Here is a 15,033-nt window from a genome sequence, read left to right as displayed (position 1 = left end):
CCCGGATAACGCGAGCGCGGGGAGGGGGGCTGACGGCGCGGGGCCGCCGCACGGGCGGCTTGCCTCGCCCCCGCGCCGCCGATAAGAGCGGGCGGCACCCCCACACCCCGCCTCATCGGGCGACAGCAGGAAGAGGCCGGCATGGCGTTCAGCGCGAATCTCAACGTGATGATGAAGACGGCGCGCCGGGCAGGGCGAGCCCTGCTGAAGGACTTCTCGGAGGTCGAGCAGCTTCAGGTCAGCGCCAAGGGGCCGGGCGACTTCGTCACCCGCGCCGACCGGCAGGCCGAGCAGACCATCCTCGACGCGCTGCGCGAGGCCCGCCCCTCCTACGGCTTCCTCGGCGAAGAGGGCGGCCCGCGCGAGGGCGAGGACCCGACCCGGCGCTGGATCGTCGATCCGCTCGACGGCACTACGAACTTCCTGCATGGGCTGCCGCATTGGGCGATCTCGATCGCGCTCGAGCACAAGGGCCAGATCGTCGCCGGGGTGATCTACGATCCGGTCAAGGACGAGATGTTCCATGCCGAGAAGGGCGAGGGCGCCTGGGTCAACGAAAAGCGCATCCGCGTCTCGGGCCGGACCCGCCTGATCGAGAGCGTCTTCGCCACCGGCCTGCCCTTTGCCGGCAAGCGGACGCTGCCCGCCACCTTGCAGGATCTGGCGCGGCTACTGCCCGAGACCGCCGGCGTGCGCCGCTTCGGCTCTGCCTCGCTCGATCTCGCCTATGTCGCCGCCGGCCGCTACGAGGGCTTCTGGGAGCGCGAGCTGAGCCCTTGGGACATCGCCGCCGGGCTGATCATCGTGACCGAGGCGGGCGGCTTCATCGGGCCGATCCGCGAGGGGCACCAGCCGCTGGAGCACGGCGACCTGATCGCCGCCAATGCCGATATCTTCGAGCGCTTCGCCAAGATCATCCGGTCGCGCGAGGCCTGAGCCCCAAGGGGTTGCGCCCGGCCCGCACCGCCCTTCGGGCGGCCCGGGCCGGGCGCCGAAGGGCGCGCGCTGCGCGCGCGCCAGAGCGGGCCGAGGCGCCCGGCAGCCGGCCCCGCCTCGCGCCGCTGGCCGGTGTCAGCGATCCGAGGGGTGGTTCACGCCGTCGTTCCAGGGGATCGGGCCGAGCGTGCTGGGGTTCACCCCCTCGAGCGCGCCGAGGTTCACGCCGTATTCCTCGGGGTTCGAGCGGCGGCGGTGGTGGGTGTAGATGCCGCAGCGCGCGCAGAACCAGTGTTCTGCCGTCATCGTCCCCCATTGGTAGAGCGTCAGCGCCTCCGCCCCCTTCACCACCTCCAGATCGCCGCGGCGCACGGTAACGGTGGCGGCGCCCCTGCGCCGGCAGAAGGAGCAATCGCAGCGGCGGGCGGTGTTCAGCCCGTCTGCAAGGCGCAGGCGCAGCTCGACGGCGCCGCAATGGCAGGTGAGGCGGGTGGGGCTTTCGGTCATCGGCTGCGCCTTACGGTCGGGATGCGGGTGCGGACATGGCGGTAGCGTGCCTTGGGATGCGGCGGATGGCCATGGGTCTCGCGCCACCAGCGCGGGCCGCCGCGCGCCGCGAAGGCGGGCACCACCAGCAGCGCGCCCAGCACGAAGCCACCGGCATGGGCCCAGTAGGCGGTGCCGCCGGCCTCCGTGCCATGGCCCAGCCCGCCCAGGATCTGCAGCGCGAACCAGGGCACCAGCAGCGCCCAGGAGGGGACCGGGACGATGCGGTTGAAGACCACCGTGAAGACCAGGATGTCGATCCGCCCGCGCGGGAAGAGCAGCAGGTAGCCGCCCATGACCCCGGCGATTGCGCCCGAGGCGCCGATCACCGGCGCGGTCGATAAGGGCGCGGCAAGGTATTCGGCCAGCATCGCGCCGATCCCGCAGGCGCTGTAGAGCAGGGCGAAGCGCCCGCGCCCCAGCGCCTGCTCCATCCCGCCGCCGAAGATATGCAGAAACAGCATGTTCCAGCCGATGTGCAGCACGCCTTGGTGCAGGAAGAGCGCCGTCACCAGCGTGCCCCAGCCCGTCCCCTCGCTGAGGCGCAGCGGGATCATTGCGGCGCGCGCATAGAGGTAGCCGACGGTGCCGTCCGGATAGGCCCAGAGCGTCCAGAGCCAGACCGCGAGATTGGCGGCGATCAGCCCCCAGGTGACGAGGGGCCAGGACGGCCCGGGGTTGTGATCGCGGATCGGCAGCATGAGGCTGGAGGTGGGCGGCGGCGCCGAAGGGTCAAGCGCGCCGGCGCAGCTTCGGCTGGACGCCGCCCGTCGCTGCGCCTAGGACGAGAGCGTTGCGGGCGTGGCGGAACGGTAGACGCATCGGACTTAAACTCCGTGGGCCATAGGCCGTGTGGGTTCGATTCCCACCGTCCGCACCAATTTCTGGTGCCAAGTTCCTGCTAAATAGAGTTCGATTTGGTGGCAGGGTGCTTGGTCCCACAAGCAGCCCCCCAGACGACGTCGCTTGATGGTCCATCGTCACTCCACGTCATTACTTCGGCGACATTCACGAAGGCACAGCTGCCACGCGCGCAGAACCAGACGCCATGCCGGCGCGCGGCCATGGCCCGGCGCATGACGCCGCTGTCTTTACGAGGTCCTTACGCCGCATCCCCGGATTCGGCATGGCGCCCTTACGGGGGCGGGGCCCACATCTCGCGCATCCACCAGACCGGAGCGTGTGATGACCGACCTTCTGTATCTCCTCTTGGCCCTGCTGTCGTTCGGGGGCTTCGCGGCCGCCGTGCCGGCCATGGCCCGCCTGTAGGAGCGCCCCCCATGCTCGATATCGTCCTTGGCCTCGCCGTGGCGGCGGGCCTTCTCGTCTATCTTCTGGCGGTCCTGCTGCGACCGCAGGACTTCTGAGGCGAGCCCATGTCACGCGAGCTTCTATCCATTCTTCTCTATCTCGCCGTGCTCGTTGCGCTGGCCGTCCCGCTGGGGCGCTACATGGCGCGGCTTTACCGGGGCGAGCGGACCTTGCTGACCCCCGTCCTTTCGCCGGTTGAGGGGGCGCTCTATCGCCTCGGGGGCATCGACCCCGCCGAGGGGCAGTCCTGGAGGGCCTATGCCCTGTCCGTGCTGGCCTTTAATGCCGCGGGCTTCGCCCTTCTCTATGCCCTGCTGCGGCTTCAGGGCGTCCTGCCGCTGAACCCGGCGGGCGTGGCGGCGATGGCGCCGGATCTGGCCTTCAACACCGCCGCGAGTTTCGTCACCAATACCAACTGGCAGGCCTACTCGGGCGAGGTCCAGCTGTCCTACCTGTCGCAGATGATGGGGCTGACGGTGCAGAACTTCGCCTCGGCCGCGACCGGCATGGCCGTCGCTGTCGCCGTGATCCGCGGGCTGGCCTGCCGCGGCGAGGGGCGGCTGGGCAACTTCTGGGCCGACATGACGCGCTCGGTCCTTTACGTGCTGCTGCCGCTGTCGCTGGTCGTCGCGCTGATCCTCGTCGGGCAGGGGGTGGTGCAAACCCTCTCGGGCGCCGTGACCGTAACCGGCCTCGAAGGCGCCGATCAGGTGATCGCGCGCGGTCCGGCGGCCAGCCAGATCGCCATCAAGCAGCTGGGCACCAACGGCGGCGGCTTCTTCGGCGTGAACGCGGCGCATCCCTTCGAGAACCCGACCGTGGCGTCGAACATGCTCCAGAGCCTGTGCATCCTCTTGATCCCGGTGGCCTTCTGCTTTGCCTTCGGGCGGATGGTCGGCGACCGGCGGCAGGGCCTCGCCCTCTTTGCGGCGATGGGGCTGCTGTTCGTCGCCGGGCTGGCCGTGGTCCTGTGGTCCGAGGCGGCGGGCAACCCGCTGATCGCGCAGATCACCAACACCACCGGCGCGAACCTCGAGGGCAAGGAAATGCGCTTTGGCGCGGCACTCTCGGCGCTTTGGGGCGCGGCGACGACGGCGGCCTCGAACGGGTCGGTCAACGCGATGCACGACAGCTTCATGCCGCTCTCGGGCCTCGTGTTCCTGGTGAACATGATGATCGGCGAGGTGATCTTCGGCGGCGTCGGCGCGGGGCTTTACGGCATGCTCCTCTACGTCGTGCTCGCGGTCTTCCTTGCCGGGCTGATGGTGGGGCGCACGCCCGAGTACCTCGGCAAGAAGATCGAGGCGCGGGAGGTCAGCCTTGCCGTCCTCGCCTTCCTGTCGATGCCGCTGGGCATCCTCGTCTTCTCGGCGCTGACGGTGATCGTGCCGCAGGCGCTGGCGGCGGTGCAGGAGGCCGGCCCGCACGGGCTGTCCGAGGTGCTTTACGCCTATGCCTCGGCGACCGGCAACAACGGCTCGGCCTTCGGCGGCTTCGGCGCGTCGGATCCCTTCCACACGACGTTGCAGGGCATCGCCATGCTGCTGGGCCGCTACGCGATCATCCTGCCGATGCTCGCCATCGCGGGCTCCCTCTCGGCCAAGGCGCCGGCCGCGCCGACGGCGGGCACCTTCCCGACGCATGGGCCGCTTTTCGTGGTGCTGCTGATCGTGACGGTCGTGATCCTCGGCGGGCTCACCTTCTTCCCGGCGCTGGCCCTAGGCCCGATCGCCGAGCAGCTGAGCCTCGTGGCCGGCGCGCGCCCCTGACCTGACTGGCGGGGCTTGCCGGCCCCGCCCCATGCTTTCATCCAAGGACGATACCCATGTCCCGCCCCGAGACGGCCGCGCCCCGCGGCCTTTACACGACCGCCGCGCGGCAAAGCCTCGCCAAGCTGTCGCCCCGCCTGCTTCTTCGCAACCCGGTCATCTTCGTGACCGCCGTCGTCGCCGCCCTGACGACGCTGCTCGCCTGCCGCGATCTCGCGGCGGGCACGGGTGGCGGCGTCACGATCCAGATCACCCTCTGGCTCTGGATCACCGTGCTCTTCGCCAATTTCGCCGAGGCCCTGGCCGAGGGGCGCGGCAAGGCCCGCGCGGATTCCCTGCGCGCCACCGGGCAGGAGACGCGGGTCAAGCGCCTTCCCTCCGCCGAGGCTCCGCATGCCAGCGCCGAGGCTGTCTCGTCGGCCGAGCTGCGCAAGGGCCAGATCGTGCTGGTCGAGGCGGGCGACCTCATCCCCATCGACGGAGAGGCCGTGGCGGGCGTCGCCTCGGTCAACGAAAGCGCCATCACCGGCGAAAGCGCGCCCGTCATCCGCGAGGCGGGGGGCGACCGCTCCTCGGTCACGGGGGGGACCACGGTGGTCTCGGACTGGCTGGTCATCCGGGTCACGGCGGACCCCGGGCAAAGCTTCATCGACAGGATGATCGCCCTGGTCGAGGGGGCCGAGCGGCAGAAGACCCCGAACGAGATCGCGCTGTCGATCCTGCTGACCGGGCTGACGCTGATCTTCCTTTTCGTCGTCGTGACGCTTGAACCCTTTGCCCGCTATTCCGGCACCTCGATCCCGGTGGTGTTCCTTGCCGCGCTCTTCGTGACGCTGATCCCCACGACCATCGGCGGGCTGCTCTCGGCCATCGGCATCGCCGGGATGGACCGGCTGGTGAAGGCCAATGTCATCGCCAAGTCGGGCCGCGCGGTCGAGGCGGCGGGGGACGTCGATGTCCTTTTGCTGGACAAGACCGGCACCATCACCTTCGGCAACCGCATGGCCGATGCCTTCGTCCCGGCGCAGGGGGTGGGCGAGGCGCGGCTGGCCGAGGCTGCCTGGCTGGCCAGCCAGTCCGACGACACGCCCGAGGGCAAGTCCGTGGTCGCGCTGGCCGCGCGCCTGCTGGGCGATGCGCTGCCCCGCGCCGAGATCAGCGCCCATGTCGCCTTCTCGGCGCAGACGCGGCTTTCCGGCGTCGATCTCGAGCAGGGGACGATGATCCGCAAGGGCGCCACCGATGCCATCCTCCGGCATACCGGGGCCGAGCCCGACCCCGTCCTCGCCGGCCGCATCGAGGCCATCGCCCGCTCGGGCGGGACGCCGCTTCTGGTTAGCCAGGACGACCGCATCCTCGGCGCCATCCACCTCAAGGACATCATCAAGCCCGGCGTGCGCGAGCGCTTCGCCGAGCTGCGGGCCATGGGTGTGCGCACGGTGATGATCACCGGGGACAACCCGCTGACCGCCGCCGCCATCGCCGCCGAGGCCGGGGTCGACGACTTCATGGCCGAGGCCACGCCGGAGGCGAAGCTGCAGCGCATCCGGGACGAGCAGGCGCAGGGCCGTCTGGTCGCGATGTGCGGCGACGGCTCCAACGACGCGCCGGCGCTGGCGCAGGCGGATGTGGGCGTCGCGATGAACTCGGGCACGCCCGCGGCCAAGGAGGCCGGTAACCTGATCGACCTCGACAGCGATCCGACGAAGCTGATCGAGATCGTAATGACCGGCAAGCAGCTGCTGATCAGCCGCGGCGCGCTGACGACCTTTTCCATCGCCAACGATGCGGCGAAGTATTTCGCCATCCTGCCGGCGCTGTTCCTCGGGGCTTATCCGGGGCTGGCGGCCCTTAACCTCATGGGGCTGTCGAGCCCCGAAAGCGCGATCCTCTCGGCGGTGATCTTCAACGCGCTGGTGATCGTGGCGCTGATCCCGCTGGCCCTGCGCGGGGTGCGCTATGCCCCGGTTTCGGCCTCGGCCCTGCTGCGCCGCAACCTTCTTCTCTACGGGCTCGGCGGTCTCGTCGTTCCGTTCCTCGGCATCAAGGCGATCGACATGATCGTCGTTGCCCTCGCTCTCGTCTGAGGTAAGCAGTCATGACCACGATCCTTCGCCCCGCCCTGGTGCTTCTGGCCCTGATGACCCTGATGACAGGCCTTGCCTATCCCCTCGCGCTGACCGGCATCGCGCAGGCCGCCATGCCCTGGCGCGCGAGCGGCAGCCTTGTCGAGCAGGAGGGCAGGGTCGTCGGCTCCGCCCTCATCGGTCAGGCCTTCGCGGCGCCCGAGTACCTGCATCCCCGTCCCTCGGCGGTGGACTACGATGCCGCTGCCGCCGGCGCATCGAACTTCGGCCCAAGCGCACCCGCCCTGCTGGAGGCGGTGCAGAATCGCGCGGCGGACTGGCGCCGCGAGACGGGGCAGAAGGCAGTGCCGCTCGATGCTGTCACCGCCTCGGCCAGCGGGCTCGATCCCGACATTTCGCCCGAGAATGCCCGCGGGCAGGCGGCGCGCATCGCCGCGGCGCGCGGCGCCGAGACGGCCGAGGTGCTGCGCATCCTCGATCAGGCGACGACCGGCCCCTGGCTCGGCCTTTTCGGGCCGGCGCATGTCGACGTGCTGGGCGCGAACCGCGCGCTCGACGCGGCCCTGCCGCGGGACGCCGGGTGACATGACAGCCCCGCGCGAGACGCGCCCCGATCCCGATGCGCTTCTCGAAGAGGCGGGCGGCAGCGGGCGCGGCAGGCTCAAGATCTTCCTCGGCGCTGCGCCGGGCGTCGGCAAGACCTACGCCATGCTGGAGACGGCGCGGCGCCGGGCGGCCGAGGGGCTGGACGTGGTGGCCGGGGTGGTCGAGACCCATGGCCGCATCGAGACCGAAAGCCTGCTCGCCGGCCTCGAGGTGATCCCGAAACGCTCGCACCTCTACCGCGAGCGGATCCTGCACGAGATGGACCTCGAGGCGCTGATCGAGAGGCACCCCGACCTCGCGCTGATCGACGAGCTGGCCCATAGCAACGTCCCCGGCAGCCGCCATGCCAAGCGCTGGCAGGATCTGGAGGACGTGCTCGCCGCCGGGATCGACGTCTATACCACGCTGAACGTCCAGCACCTCGAGACGATGAACGACCGCGTGGCCCGCATCTCGGGCGTGAAGGTGCGCGAGACGGTGCCCGACCGCCTGCTTGAGCAGGCCGACGAGATCGAGCTGATCGACCTGCCGCCCGAGGATCTGCTGGAGCGCCTGCGCGCCGGCAAGGTCTACGTGCAGGACCAGGCGGCGCGGGCGGTGCAGAACTTCTTCTCGAAGGGCAACCTGACCGCCCTGCGCGAACTGGCGATGCGCGCCGCCGCCGACCGGGTGGATGCGCAGCTGATGCGGCACATGCGCTCCACCGCGACCAGCGGCCCATGGCCGGTGCAGGAACGCATCCTCGTCTGCCTCGGCAGCGGCCCGGCCTCGGGCGAGGTGCTGCGCGCGGGCAAGCGGATGGCCGACCGCGCGCGGGTGGGCTGGGTCGCGCTGCATGTCGCCACCGACCGCAGCGACGCCATGGGCGGGGCAGAGCGCGACCGCCTTGCCGCCGCGCTGCTGCTGGCCGAGCGTCTGGGCGCCGAGACCACGACGCTGCGCGTTGGCGACAGCGTCGCCGCCACCATCCTCGAACATGCGAGGCGCATCAACGCCAGCCGGATCGTGCTGGGACGGGGGCGCGAGCGGGGCTGGGCGGGCCTGCGCCTGGGCGAGGATGTCGCCGCCAGAACGGTCGAGGGCGCACGCGATTTCGAGATCACCCTGATCGCCGATCCCGCGCAGGAGGGGCCGAGGGCCACGCGCCGCCCCGCGCTCTGGGCGCCGCAGGCCGGGGCAGGGACCTACCTGCGCGCGATGCTGGTCATGCTGGCCTTCACGGCGGCGGCCATGGCGCTCGAGGCGGTGCTGCCCGTCACGGCGCTTTCGCTGGTCTTCATGACCGGCGTGATCGTCGTCGCCTCGATCTACGGCCTCGGCCCCTCCATCGCGGCCTCGGCCCTCGGCTTCGTGGGCTACAACTTCCTCTTCACCGAGCCGCGCCTGACCTTCCGCGTCATGCGCCAGACAGAGCTGGTAACGCTTGGGCTGTTCCTCGTGGCCTCCATCGTCACCGGGAACCTCGCCGCCCGGCTGCGGGCGCGGGCCCTGGCGCTGCGCGACAGCGTGACGCGGATCACCATCCTGCACGATTTCGCCCGCCGGATCGCCGTCGCCCCCTCGTCCGAGGCGGTGGCCCGCGCAGGGATCGAGCAGATCGCCACTGCCATGGATCTGACGGCGCTGATGCTGCGGCAGCAGGACGGCCGGATCGACACCATCGCCGCGGATGCCGGCGCCACGCCGCTGGACATGCGCGACCTGACCGCGGGGCGCTACACCCTCGAGAAGGGGGAGCCTTCGGGCCGCGGCACCGACACCCTGTCGTCCAGCCAATGGCTGTTCCTGCCCGTCCGCGCCGGCGAGGGGGTGCTGGCCGCGCTGGGCCTGCGGTCCGGCGACGGGCACCGGCCGGATGCCGAGGATCGCCGCCTGCTCGAGGCCTTTACCAGCCAGCTCGCTCTCGCCTTCGAGCGCACCGACCTGAACGAGGCGCTGCAGACCGCGCGCCTCTCGTCCGAGACGGAGCGGTTGCGCTCGGCGCTGCTGTCCTCGGTCAGTCACGACCTGCGCACGCCGCTCGTCAGCATCATCGGCGCGGCCTCCTCCCTCTCCGAGCCGGAGGTGGGGCTTGCGCCGGAGTTGCGCCAGGAACTGGCCGTCACCATCCGCGAGGAGGGGGAGCGGCTGGATCGCTACATCCAGAACCTTCTCGACATGACGCGCCTCAGCCACGGCGCGCTGACCCCGCGCCGGGTGGCCGCCGACCTGTCGGAGATCGTCGGCAATGCGCGGCGCCGCCTGCGCGGGGTGCTGGCGCATCTCGAGGTGGCGGTAACGATCCCCGAGGACCTGCCCAGCATCGAGGTCGATCCGATCCTGATCGAACAGGTGCTGGTCAACGTGCTCGACAACGCCGCCAAGCATGCGCGGGCGGGCACGGCGATCGCGATGACGGCGCGGGTCGACGGCGCGGCGATGGAGCTGGCGATCGCGGACCACGGGCCAGGTATCCCGCCCGAGGCGCGCAGCCGGGTCTTCGAGATGTTCTACCGCGTCGCCTCGGGCGATGCGCAGCGGGCGGGGACCGGCCTCGGCCTTGCCATCGCGCGGGGCATCGTCGAGGCTCATGGCGGCCGCATCCGCGCAGAGGCCACGACGTCGGGCGGCAGCGGGACGACCATCGTTCTCAGGCTGCCGCTCTCCAACCCGGAGCTGTGATGGCCCGCATTCTCGTCATCGACGACGAACCCCAGATCAGGCGCTTCCTGCGGATCGCGCTGGAGGCCGAGGGCCATGCCGTGACCGAGGCCTCCACGGCCCGCGAGGGGGCAGGCCGGGCAGCGACGAGCGCGCCCGATGCGGTGATCCTCGACCTCGGCCTGCCGGACCGCGACGGCACCGAGGTCCTGCGCGAGATCCGCGGCTGGTCCGAGGTGCCCGTGCTGGTGCTCTCGGTCCGCGCGGAAGAAGACCAGAAGGTCGCCGCCCTCGATCTCGGGGCGCAGGACTACGTCACCAAGCCCTTCGGCACACGAGAGTTGCTCGCCCGGCTGCGGGCACTGCTGCGCAACAAGACCGCCGAGACGGAGACCGCCGCCCGGATCGAGATCGGCGACCTGCTGCTCGACGCGGCGCAGCATTCCGTGCGCCTGGGCGGCCAGCCCCTTTCCCTGACACCGAAGGAGTTCGACCTGCTCTGGCTGCTGGCCTCGCATGCCGGGCGGCTGGTCACGCAGCGCATGGCGCTGCAGCGGGTCTGGGGGCCCGCCCATGCCGAGGACAGCCAGTACCTGCGCGTCTTCATCCGCCAGCTGCGCGCCAAGCTGGGCGACAGCGCGGCCGATCCGGTCTGGATCTTCACCGAGCCGGGGATCGGGTACAGATTTCGCGAAAGCTAGGGCCGAAGCGAGGTGCTGCTGGGGTGACTGCGAGTATGATGCCGACTGGTGACGCGAAGTCCCTGTTGAAAGGAGGATAACTCCCTGCATCCCGGGGCGGAAATCGCGCTCCTCGGCCTTAGCTGAAACGCCTAACCGACTGGGCGTTCCAGGGCGGTAACACTGTCAAGCACCTGCGCAACCTGGCCATCGGGACCGCGCGCCTCGCGCGGGTGGTCCGCGATCTCGATCACGGTCCAATCGGGCAGCGCCAGGGCGTCAGCCACGTCCTGCGCCTTGGGGAGCTGTATCTCCGGATCGCTCCAGGCCCAAGGCGCAAGGCTTCCGTGCCCCGCGATCAAAAGAAGGCCCCCTGGCGCCACGAGGGTCGCCGCGGCGCGAAGCAGGGCGGTACGGTCAAACTCCAGCGGCGTATGGGTGAACATCGACAGAACCAGATCGAACGGGCGGTCGGGCAGCATTGTGGAAAGGTCGTGACGCGAGCAGGTGATCTGCCTTCCGACCCCGGCGGCCTCGGCGCTGCGCCTCACCGTATCGAGGGCTGCCTGCGAGACATCGACGGCAACCACCTGCCATCCGTTTCTCGCAAGCCAGATCGCATCGTCGCCACGCCCGCAGCCAAGGTCGACGGCGCGGCCGGCAGGGCGCCCGGCGACGAGGCGCTCCAGCGCTGCTGAGGGGGTTCCACTGCTCGGCCGGGTCATGCCGGACCAGTGGCGATCCCAGAAGCTCTCCGCGGTGTCGCTCTCGAGTATGGTCGGCGTCACGTGGTTTTCCTTCCGTTTTTGCGCAGGCTGCCCAGGCCAAGGAGCGCGAAGAGGATCATCGGATAAAGACAGGCGGCAATCATGGCAGGGAGAGGAGCCTCCCTCGCCGAAAGGCCGAAGTAGATGCCGGCGACGATCGCGATACCCAGCGCCGCCCCGATCTGCTGGAACGCCTGCAAGGCGCCCGAAGCCGCGCCGGAGTCTGCCGTGGCGGCCGTCGCCATCACGGACTGGAACAGGGCCACCACGACCGTTCCCATCCCGAGGCCGCAGACAAGGAGTGGGACGGTAAGGTGCCAGGGCGCAAGGCCGGCTCCGACCTGCAGCAGCACCAGGGCCGTCAGCACCATGCCCGCCACGAGGAGCCCCGCGCCAACCCCGATCCGTCGCGGCAGCGGCCAATCGCCCAGGCGCCTCGCATTCATCGAGGCCGCCATGACCCCCACCGGAAAGGCTGCCGTGGAAAGCCCGCTTTGCAGCGGCGTCAGGCCGAGGATCGACTGCAGGTAGACCGTCAGCACGAGGAAGAAGCCGGGAATGCCGGAGAACACGAAGACGACCCGGCAGAGGCCCTGCAGGAAGGCGGCATTCAGCAAGAGACTGCCGGGGATCAGGGCTGTCCGGCCGCGACGATCCCGCTGCAGCATGTGGCGCAGGGTCAATCCGGCCAGCGGTATGGATGCGACAAGGAGTGCGAGGATCGGCCATGGCCAGCCCATCGCACGCCCCTCGACCAGGGGCAGGACAAGGCAGACCGTCGTCAGCGCGAAGAGCGCCGTGCCGGTCCAGTCCACCGCCTGCGACAGGCCTCGGTCTCTTGGCACCGTGAGCATCGCGCCCAGGACGGCCAGGATCCCCAAGGGGAGGTTCACGATGAAGATGGCGCGCCAGTCCAGGCCCCAGGGATCGAGCGCGATGAGCCCGCCACCGAGCACCGGTCCGGCGACCGATGCAAGGCTGGACACCGCCGCGAACAGGCCGAAGACGCGGGCCTTCTCCTCTGGCGGGAAGGTCACGTTCAGGATGGCCAGCACTTGCGGCACCATCACCGCCGCTGACAGCCCCTGCGCCAGGCGCGCGGTGATCAGCATGGTGATGCTCGACGCCCCTGCGCAGGCCGCGGAGGCGAGGGTGAAGCCGATTATCCCCCAGATGAAGAGGTGCTTGCGCCCCCAGCTGTCCCCGAACCGTCCCATGGGCAAAAGCCCCGCCGCCAGCGCCAGCACGTAGATCGCCGCCACCCATTCCAGCTGTGTCGGCGTGGCCGCCAGGTCGGACTGAATGCGCGGAAGGGCGACGGTGACGATGGTCACGTCGAGGAGGTTGATGAAGCTGCCAAGGCAGAGGAACCCCATGGCAAGCCATCGGGCCCGCGGAGTGGGCACGGTCATGTCTGAACTCTGGTATCTGGGTCGAATCTTTCGTAACATCGTATGACACGTAATCGGTGGGCGATCAATTCTCGCATCATCGAAAGTATCATGAGAGGTGCCATGCGAACCGACAGCCGTCTTCCCCGCGTCCTGCATGCCTTGCTGCATCTGGCCGACATGGACCGCCCGGCGACCTCTGAGGAGATCGCCATGATGCTTGGAACCAACGCCACCGTCGTGCGCCGCACCCTTGCCGGGCTGCGAGAGGCGGGGCTGCTCACCTCCACCAAGGGGCATGGCGGCGGATGGAGCCTGTCCCGGTCCTTGAGCGAGATCTCCCTGCTGGATCTTTACAGCGCCCTCGGCTCTCCGGAGCTCTTTGCGATCGCTCCTGACGAGGACCAGCCCACATGCCTGCTGGCCCGGGCCGCGAACACGGCCACGAATGACGCACTTCAGTCGGCGCGGCAGGTCTTCGAAGAGCGTCTCGCCGCTCTCACCGTGGCAGAGCTTGTCAGGCCATGAGCTGGCCTGAGCAACGGTGAGAGGTCGAGGCTTCGCTCGCTGCCGGGCCGAAAGCCCTGCCGCAACTCCGCAGATCGTTGATGCGGATAGTCGATCACCTGCAGTTTCAGTCCCCGAGCGGACTTCCCTTACCGGGCTTCGAAACGGCAGCTTCGGGCCGGGAAGTTTCAGGACAACCGAGACTCGCGGGTGTTCAGGACGACGCTGCCGCACGCCTGCTCCAAGGTGATTTCGCCATACCTTGTAGAAAGGCTGTATGTTAGCTGCTCGATTGATGGTGGCCCGTTTATGTTAGCCGATGCCAAGCCTCGCGGAATTCGGGTTTTCTGTAGTCCTTTGCCTCAAGCCAGTATGCTCGGTTCTTTCCGTTGTCTCGCGATGCCAGTGTCTTCACTTCGTCCAGCGTCAAAACATAACAAACCGGATTGTCATCGTTTGCGCCCAAGGTGATGATCCACCATGGCGATCTCAGGCGACCGAGGTCTGTCCCCAACGGAACCGCCGCACGCTTTGACAATGCCTTGGATTGGATCGGAATAACGGCTTCTTCGTTGTCGAATGGTGCTGCATAAAGATCAGCGCCACGAGCATTCCGAACGGTGGGCATCACGATCCAACCGCGGCGCGTCAGTTCCCACGCGATGTGAAACAGCCCAGCGTTTCCTGTCATTTGATGTTTCATCGCAAAGACCTGAGATATTTGGCTTTTCGGTTGCCCAAGCTTAAGCTAAGGCGCATGTGCCGAGCTTGGTTTAGTTCTGGTAGTCGATAAGAATCTGCGCGTGGTTCAGTGCATAGAAGATCGGTATCAATTTCGCCATATCTACTCCCAAAGCGAATGCTTGCTTCCCTCCGTGCTGTGGATCTCTGTCTTTAAATCGATGCTACGGGATGGCATGATAGTCGGGTTTGGGGAAGCCACGCGGTGGCAGTGGTATGCTGGCGAGCGGCAGGTCAGGGCCGAGAATAACCGCGGCCGGGTAGGGGGCTGAGGTCCGCTGAGGACCGATAGCGGCCGGGGCCGGGTAGGGTGCGGAATGGCCGCCTAGGGCCGGAAGCAACGGTCGTTACGGTCCGCCAGGTGCCCGACCGGCTGCGACGCCGCAGGCCCGCTTCGAACCCAAAAAGACCGATGCCTCTGGGAACGTAACGAGCAGAATTGTGCGAAGAGATCACTTTAGTCTCCGTGTCGTGTTTCAACATAGCTCAAAGTTGATGTGGACGCCGGCGGCCTCTAAGATCGGGAACACACATCGATTGGGATGGGCGATCCCTCCATGGGGGAAATCTATTTTGGCTTAGGCCAATTTTGAAAAATCGGGTGGTTAAAGGTTGTATTATTATATTGAAGTCTTCCGCAGTGTGGGCAGTCCCAGATGGACCTATCCATTCCATCAATAATAGGGGGGTTGCAGGGCCGATTGCATTCCGGGCATGAGTATTTGATCGGCGGGTTAAGATAAGTTTCCTCAGGCTGAAGCTCCCATATACTTTTTCGATCTGCAGGAATGGCCCAGATATCCTCTGAAACTATCAATCGAGACCTAATCCCGACGGCCGAAGAAAGAAGCAGGGCAATAGATGCTGGCGGGAGAGCAACCAGTCGAGTCTTGTCCAACTCAAGAAGAATTGGAACTGTTCCACGTGGCAAAGAACTTCTGTCGTCCAAGATGAGGCCATAGTTTTCGGGTTGACGCATTAATGCCGTATAGTGCGCGCTCGTCTTAAACAATCCCTCAAAAAGAGCGGCGTGGTATCCATGCTCGTTCATC

General features: G+C 68.1%; 13 protein-coding genes and 1 tRNA gene. 9 read left to right on the top strand and 5 right to left on the bottom strand.

Annotation, left to right across the window (positions count from 1 at the left end; genetic code table 11):
• Positions 1-141: 141 nt before the first annotated feature.
• Positions 142-936, top strand: coding sequence for an inositol monophosphatase family protein (locus DFP88_RS12150; protein ID WP_110814929.1), 795 nt, complete (start codon positions 142-144; stop codon positions 934-936).
• Between the two features lie 135 nt (positions 937-1,071).
• On the opposite strand, the gene DFP88_RS12145 is transcribed toward DFP88_RS12150, so the two are convergent.
• Together DFP88_RS12145 and DFP88_RS12140 are read right to left on the bottom strand one after the other, a co-directional pair.
• Positions 1,072-1,443 carry a GFA family protein gene (locus tag DFP88_RS12145; protein WP_110814927.1) on the bottom strand — a complete coding sequence of 124 codons (372 nt, stop codon included), beginning with the start codon at positions 1,441-1,443 and terminating at the stop codon, positions 1,072-1,074.
• Complete coding sequence (locus tag DFP88_RS12140; RefSeq protein ID WP_110814926.1) at positions 1,440-2,183, bottom strand: rhomboid family intramembrane serine protease; 744 nt, start codon at positions 2,181-2,183, stop codon at positions 1,440-1,442. The genes DFP88_RS12145 and DFP88_RS12140 overlap by 4 nt, the downstream gene beginning before the upstream one ends.
• A gap of 94 nt (positions 2,184-2,277) precedes the next feature.
• On the opposite strand from DFP88_RS12140, the gene DFP88_RS12135 reads away from it, so the two are divergent.
• From DFP88_RS12135 to DFP88_RS12105, 7 genes are all read left to right on the top strand, one after another.
• Positions 2,278-2,362, top strand: a tRNA-Leu gene (locus tag DFP88_RS12135).
• 184 nt (positions 2,363-2,546) lie between these two features.
• Positions 2,547-2,849 carry a potassium-transporting ATPase subunit F gene (locus DFP88_RS17540; RefSeq protein WP_425450837.1) on the top strand — a complete coding sequence of 101 codons (303 nt, stop codon included), beginning with the start codon at positions 2,547-2,549 and terminating at the stop codon, positions 2,847-2,849.
• 9 nt (positions 2,850-2,858) lie between these two features.
• Complete coding sequence (gene kdpA, locus DFP88_RS12125; RefSeq protein ID WP_110814922.1) at positions 2,859-4,562, top strand: potassium-transporting ATPase subunit KdpA; 1,704 nt, start codon at positions 2,859-2,861, stop codon at positions 4,560-4,562.
• 56 nt (positions 4,563-4,618) lie between these two features.
• The gene (gene kdpB / locus DFP88_RS12120; protein ID WP_110814921.1) at positions 4,619-6,649 is read left to right on the top strand and encodes a potassium-transporting ATPase subunit KdpB; all 2,031 of its coding nucleotides are present in this window, start codon (positions 4,619-4,621) and stop codon (positions 6,647-6,649) included.
• Positions 6,650-6,660: 11 nt separating this feature from the next.
• A complete protein-coding gene (gene kdpC, locus DFP88_RS12115; protein WP_110814919.1) occupies positions 6,661-7,233 on the top strand; it encodes a potassium-transporting ATPase subunit KdpC in 573 nt (190 codons plus the stop codon).
• Position 7,234: 1 nt separating this feature from the next.
• Positions 7,235-9,916 (top strand): sensor histidine kinase, encoded by a 2,682-nt coding sequence (locus DFP88_RS12110; protein ID WP_110814917.1) that lies wholly within the window; start codon positions 7,235-7,237, stop codon positions 9,914-9,916.
• Positions 9,916-10,596 carry a response regulator gene (locus DFP88_RS12105; protein WP_110814915.1) on the top strand — a complete coding sequence of 227 codons (681 nt, stop codon included), beginning with the start codon at positions 9,916-9,918 and terminating at the stop codon, positions 10,594-10,596. The genes DFP88_RS12110 and DFP88_RS12105 overlap by 1 nt, the downstream gene beginning before the upstream one ends.
• A gap of 131 nt (positions 10,597-10,727) precedes the next feature.
• Here DFP88_RS12105 and DFP88_RS12100 read toward each other — a convergent pair whose 3' ends face one another.
• Positions 10,728-11,363, bottom strand: coding sequence for an SAM-dependent methyltransferase (locus DFP88_RS12100; RefSeq protein WP_110814913.1), 636 nt, complete (start codon positions 11,361-11,363; stop codon positions 10,728-10,730).
• The gene (locus DFP88_RS12095; RefSeq protein WP_110815234.1) at positions 11,360-12,718 is read right to left on the bottom strand and encodes an MFS transporter; all 1,359 of its coding nucleotides are present in this window, start codon (positions 12,716-12,718) and stop codon (positions 11,360-11,362) included. The genes DFP88_RS12100 and DFP88_RS12095 overlap by 4 nt, the downstream gene beginning before the upstream one ends.
• A gap of 138 nt (positions 12,719-12,856) precedes the next feature.
• Between DFP88_RS12095 and DFP88_RS12090 the strand changes: the two genes are divergently transcribed.
• Positions 12,857-13,261, top strand: a complete 405-nt coding sequence (locus tag DFP88_RS12090) for an Rrf2 family transcriptional regulator (protein ID WP_110814911.1) — start codon at positions 12,857-12,859, stop codon at positions 13,259-13,261.
• 286 nt (positions 13,262-13,547) lie between these two features.
• On the opposite strand, the gene DFP88_RS12085 is transcribed toward DFP88_RS12090, so the two are convergent.
• Entirely contained in the window at positions 13,548-13,943 is a 396-nt protein-coding gene (locus DFP88_RS12085) for a hypothetical protein (RefSeq protein ID WP_181418633.1), read from the bottom strand.
• Between the last annotated feature and the right edge of the window lie 1,090 nt (positions 13,944-15,033).

The organism is Pseudoroseicyclus aestuarii (assembly GCF_003217255.1).
Taxonomy (GTDB): Bacteria; Pseudomonadota; Alphaproteobacteria; order Rhodobacterales; family Rhodobacteraceae; genus Pseudoroseicyclus; species Pseudoroseicyclus aestuarii.
This window is presented reverse-complemented; position numbering and strand designations above follow the sequence as displayed.

Excerpts from the sequence above, each read along its gene's own strand:
- DFP88_RS12150 (WP_110814929.1), top strand. The coding sequence starts at position 142 with ATGGCGTTCAGCGCGAATCTCAACGTGATGATGAAGACGGCGCGCCGG.
- DFP88_RS12145 (WP_110814927.1), bottom strand. The coding sequence starts at position 1,443 with ATGACCGAAAGCCCCACCCGCCTCACCTGCCATTGCGGCGCCGTCGAG.
- DFP88_RS12140 (WP_110814926.1), bottom strand. The coding sequence starts at position 2,183 with ATGCTGCCGATCCGCGATCACAACCCCGGGCCGTCCTGGCCCCTCGTC.
- DFP88_RS17540 (WP_425450837.1), top strand. The coding sequence starts at position 2,547 with ATGGCCCGGCGCATGACGCCGCTGTCTTTACGAGGTCCTTACGCCGCA.
- kdpA (WP_110814922.1), top strand. The coding sequence starts at position 2,859 with ATGTCACGCGAGCTTCTATCCATTCTTCTCTATCTCGCCGTGCTCGTT.
- kdpB (WP_110814921.1), top strand. The coding sequence starts at position 4,619 with ATGTCCCGCCCCGAGACGGCCGCGCCCCGCGGCCTTTACACGACCGCC.
- kdpC (WP_110814919.1), top strand. The coding sequence starts at position 6,661 with ATGACCACGATCCTTCGCCCCGCCCTGGTGCTTCTGGCCCTGATGACC.
- DFP88_RS12110 (WP_110814917.1), top strand. The coding sequence starts at position 7,235 with ATGACAGCCCCGCGCGAGACGCGCCCCGATCCCGATGCGCTTCTCGAA.
- DFP88_RS12105 (WP_110814915.1), top strand. The coding sequence starts at position 9,916 with ATGGCCCGCATTCTCGTCATCGACGACGAACCCCAGATCAGGCGCTTC.
- DFP88_RS12095 (WP_110815234.1), bottom strand. The coding sequence starts at position 12,718 with ATGGGGTTCCTCTGCCTTGGCAGCTTCATCAACCTCCTCGACGTGACC.
- DFP88_RS12090 (WP_110814911.1), top strand. The coding sequence starts at position 12,857 with ATGCGAACCGACAGCCGTCTTCCCCGCGTCCTGCATGCCTTGCTGCAT.
- DFP88_RS12085 (WP_181418633.1), bottom strand. The coding sequence starts at position 13,943 with ATGAAACATCAAATGACAGGAAACGCTGGGCTGTTTCACATCGCGTGG.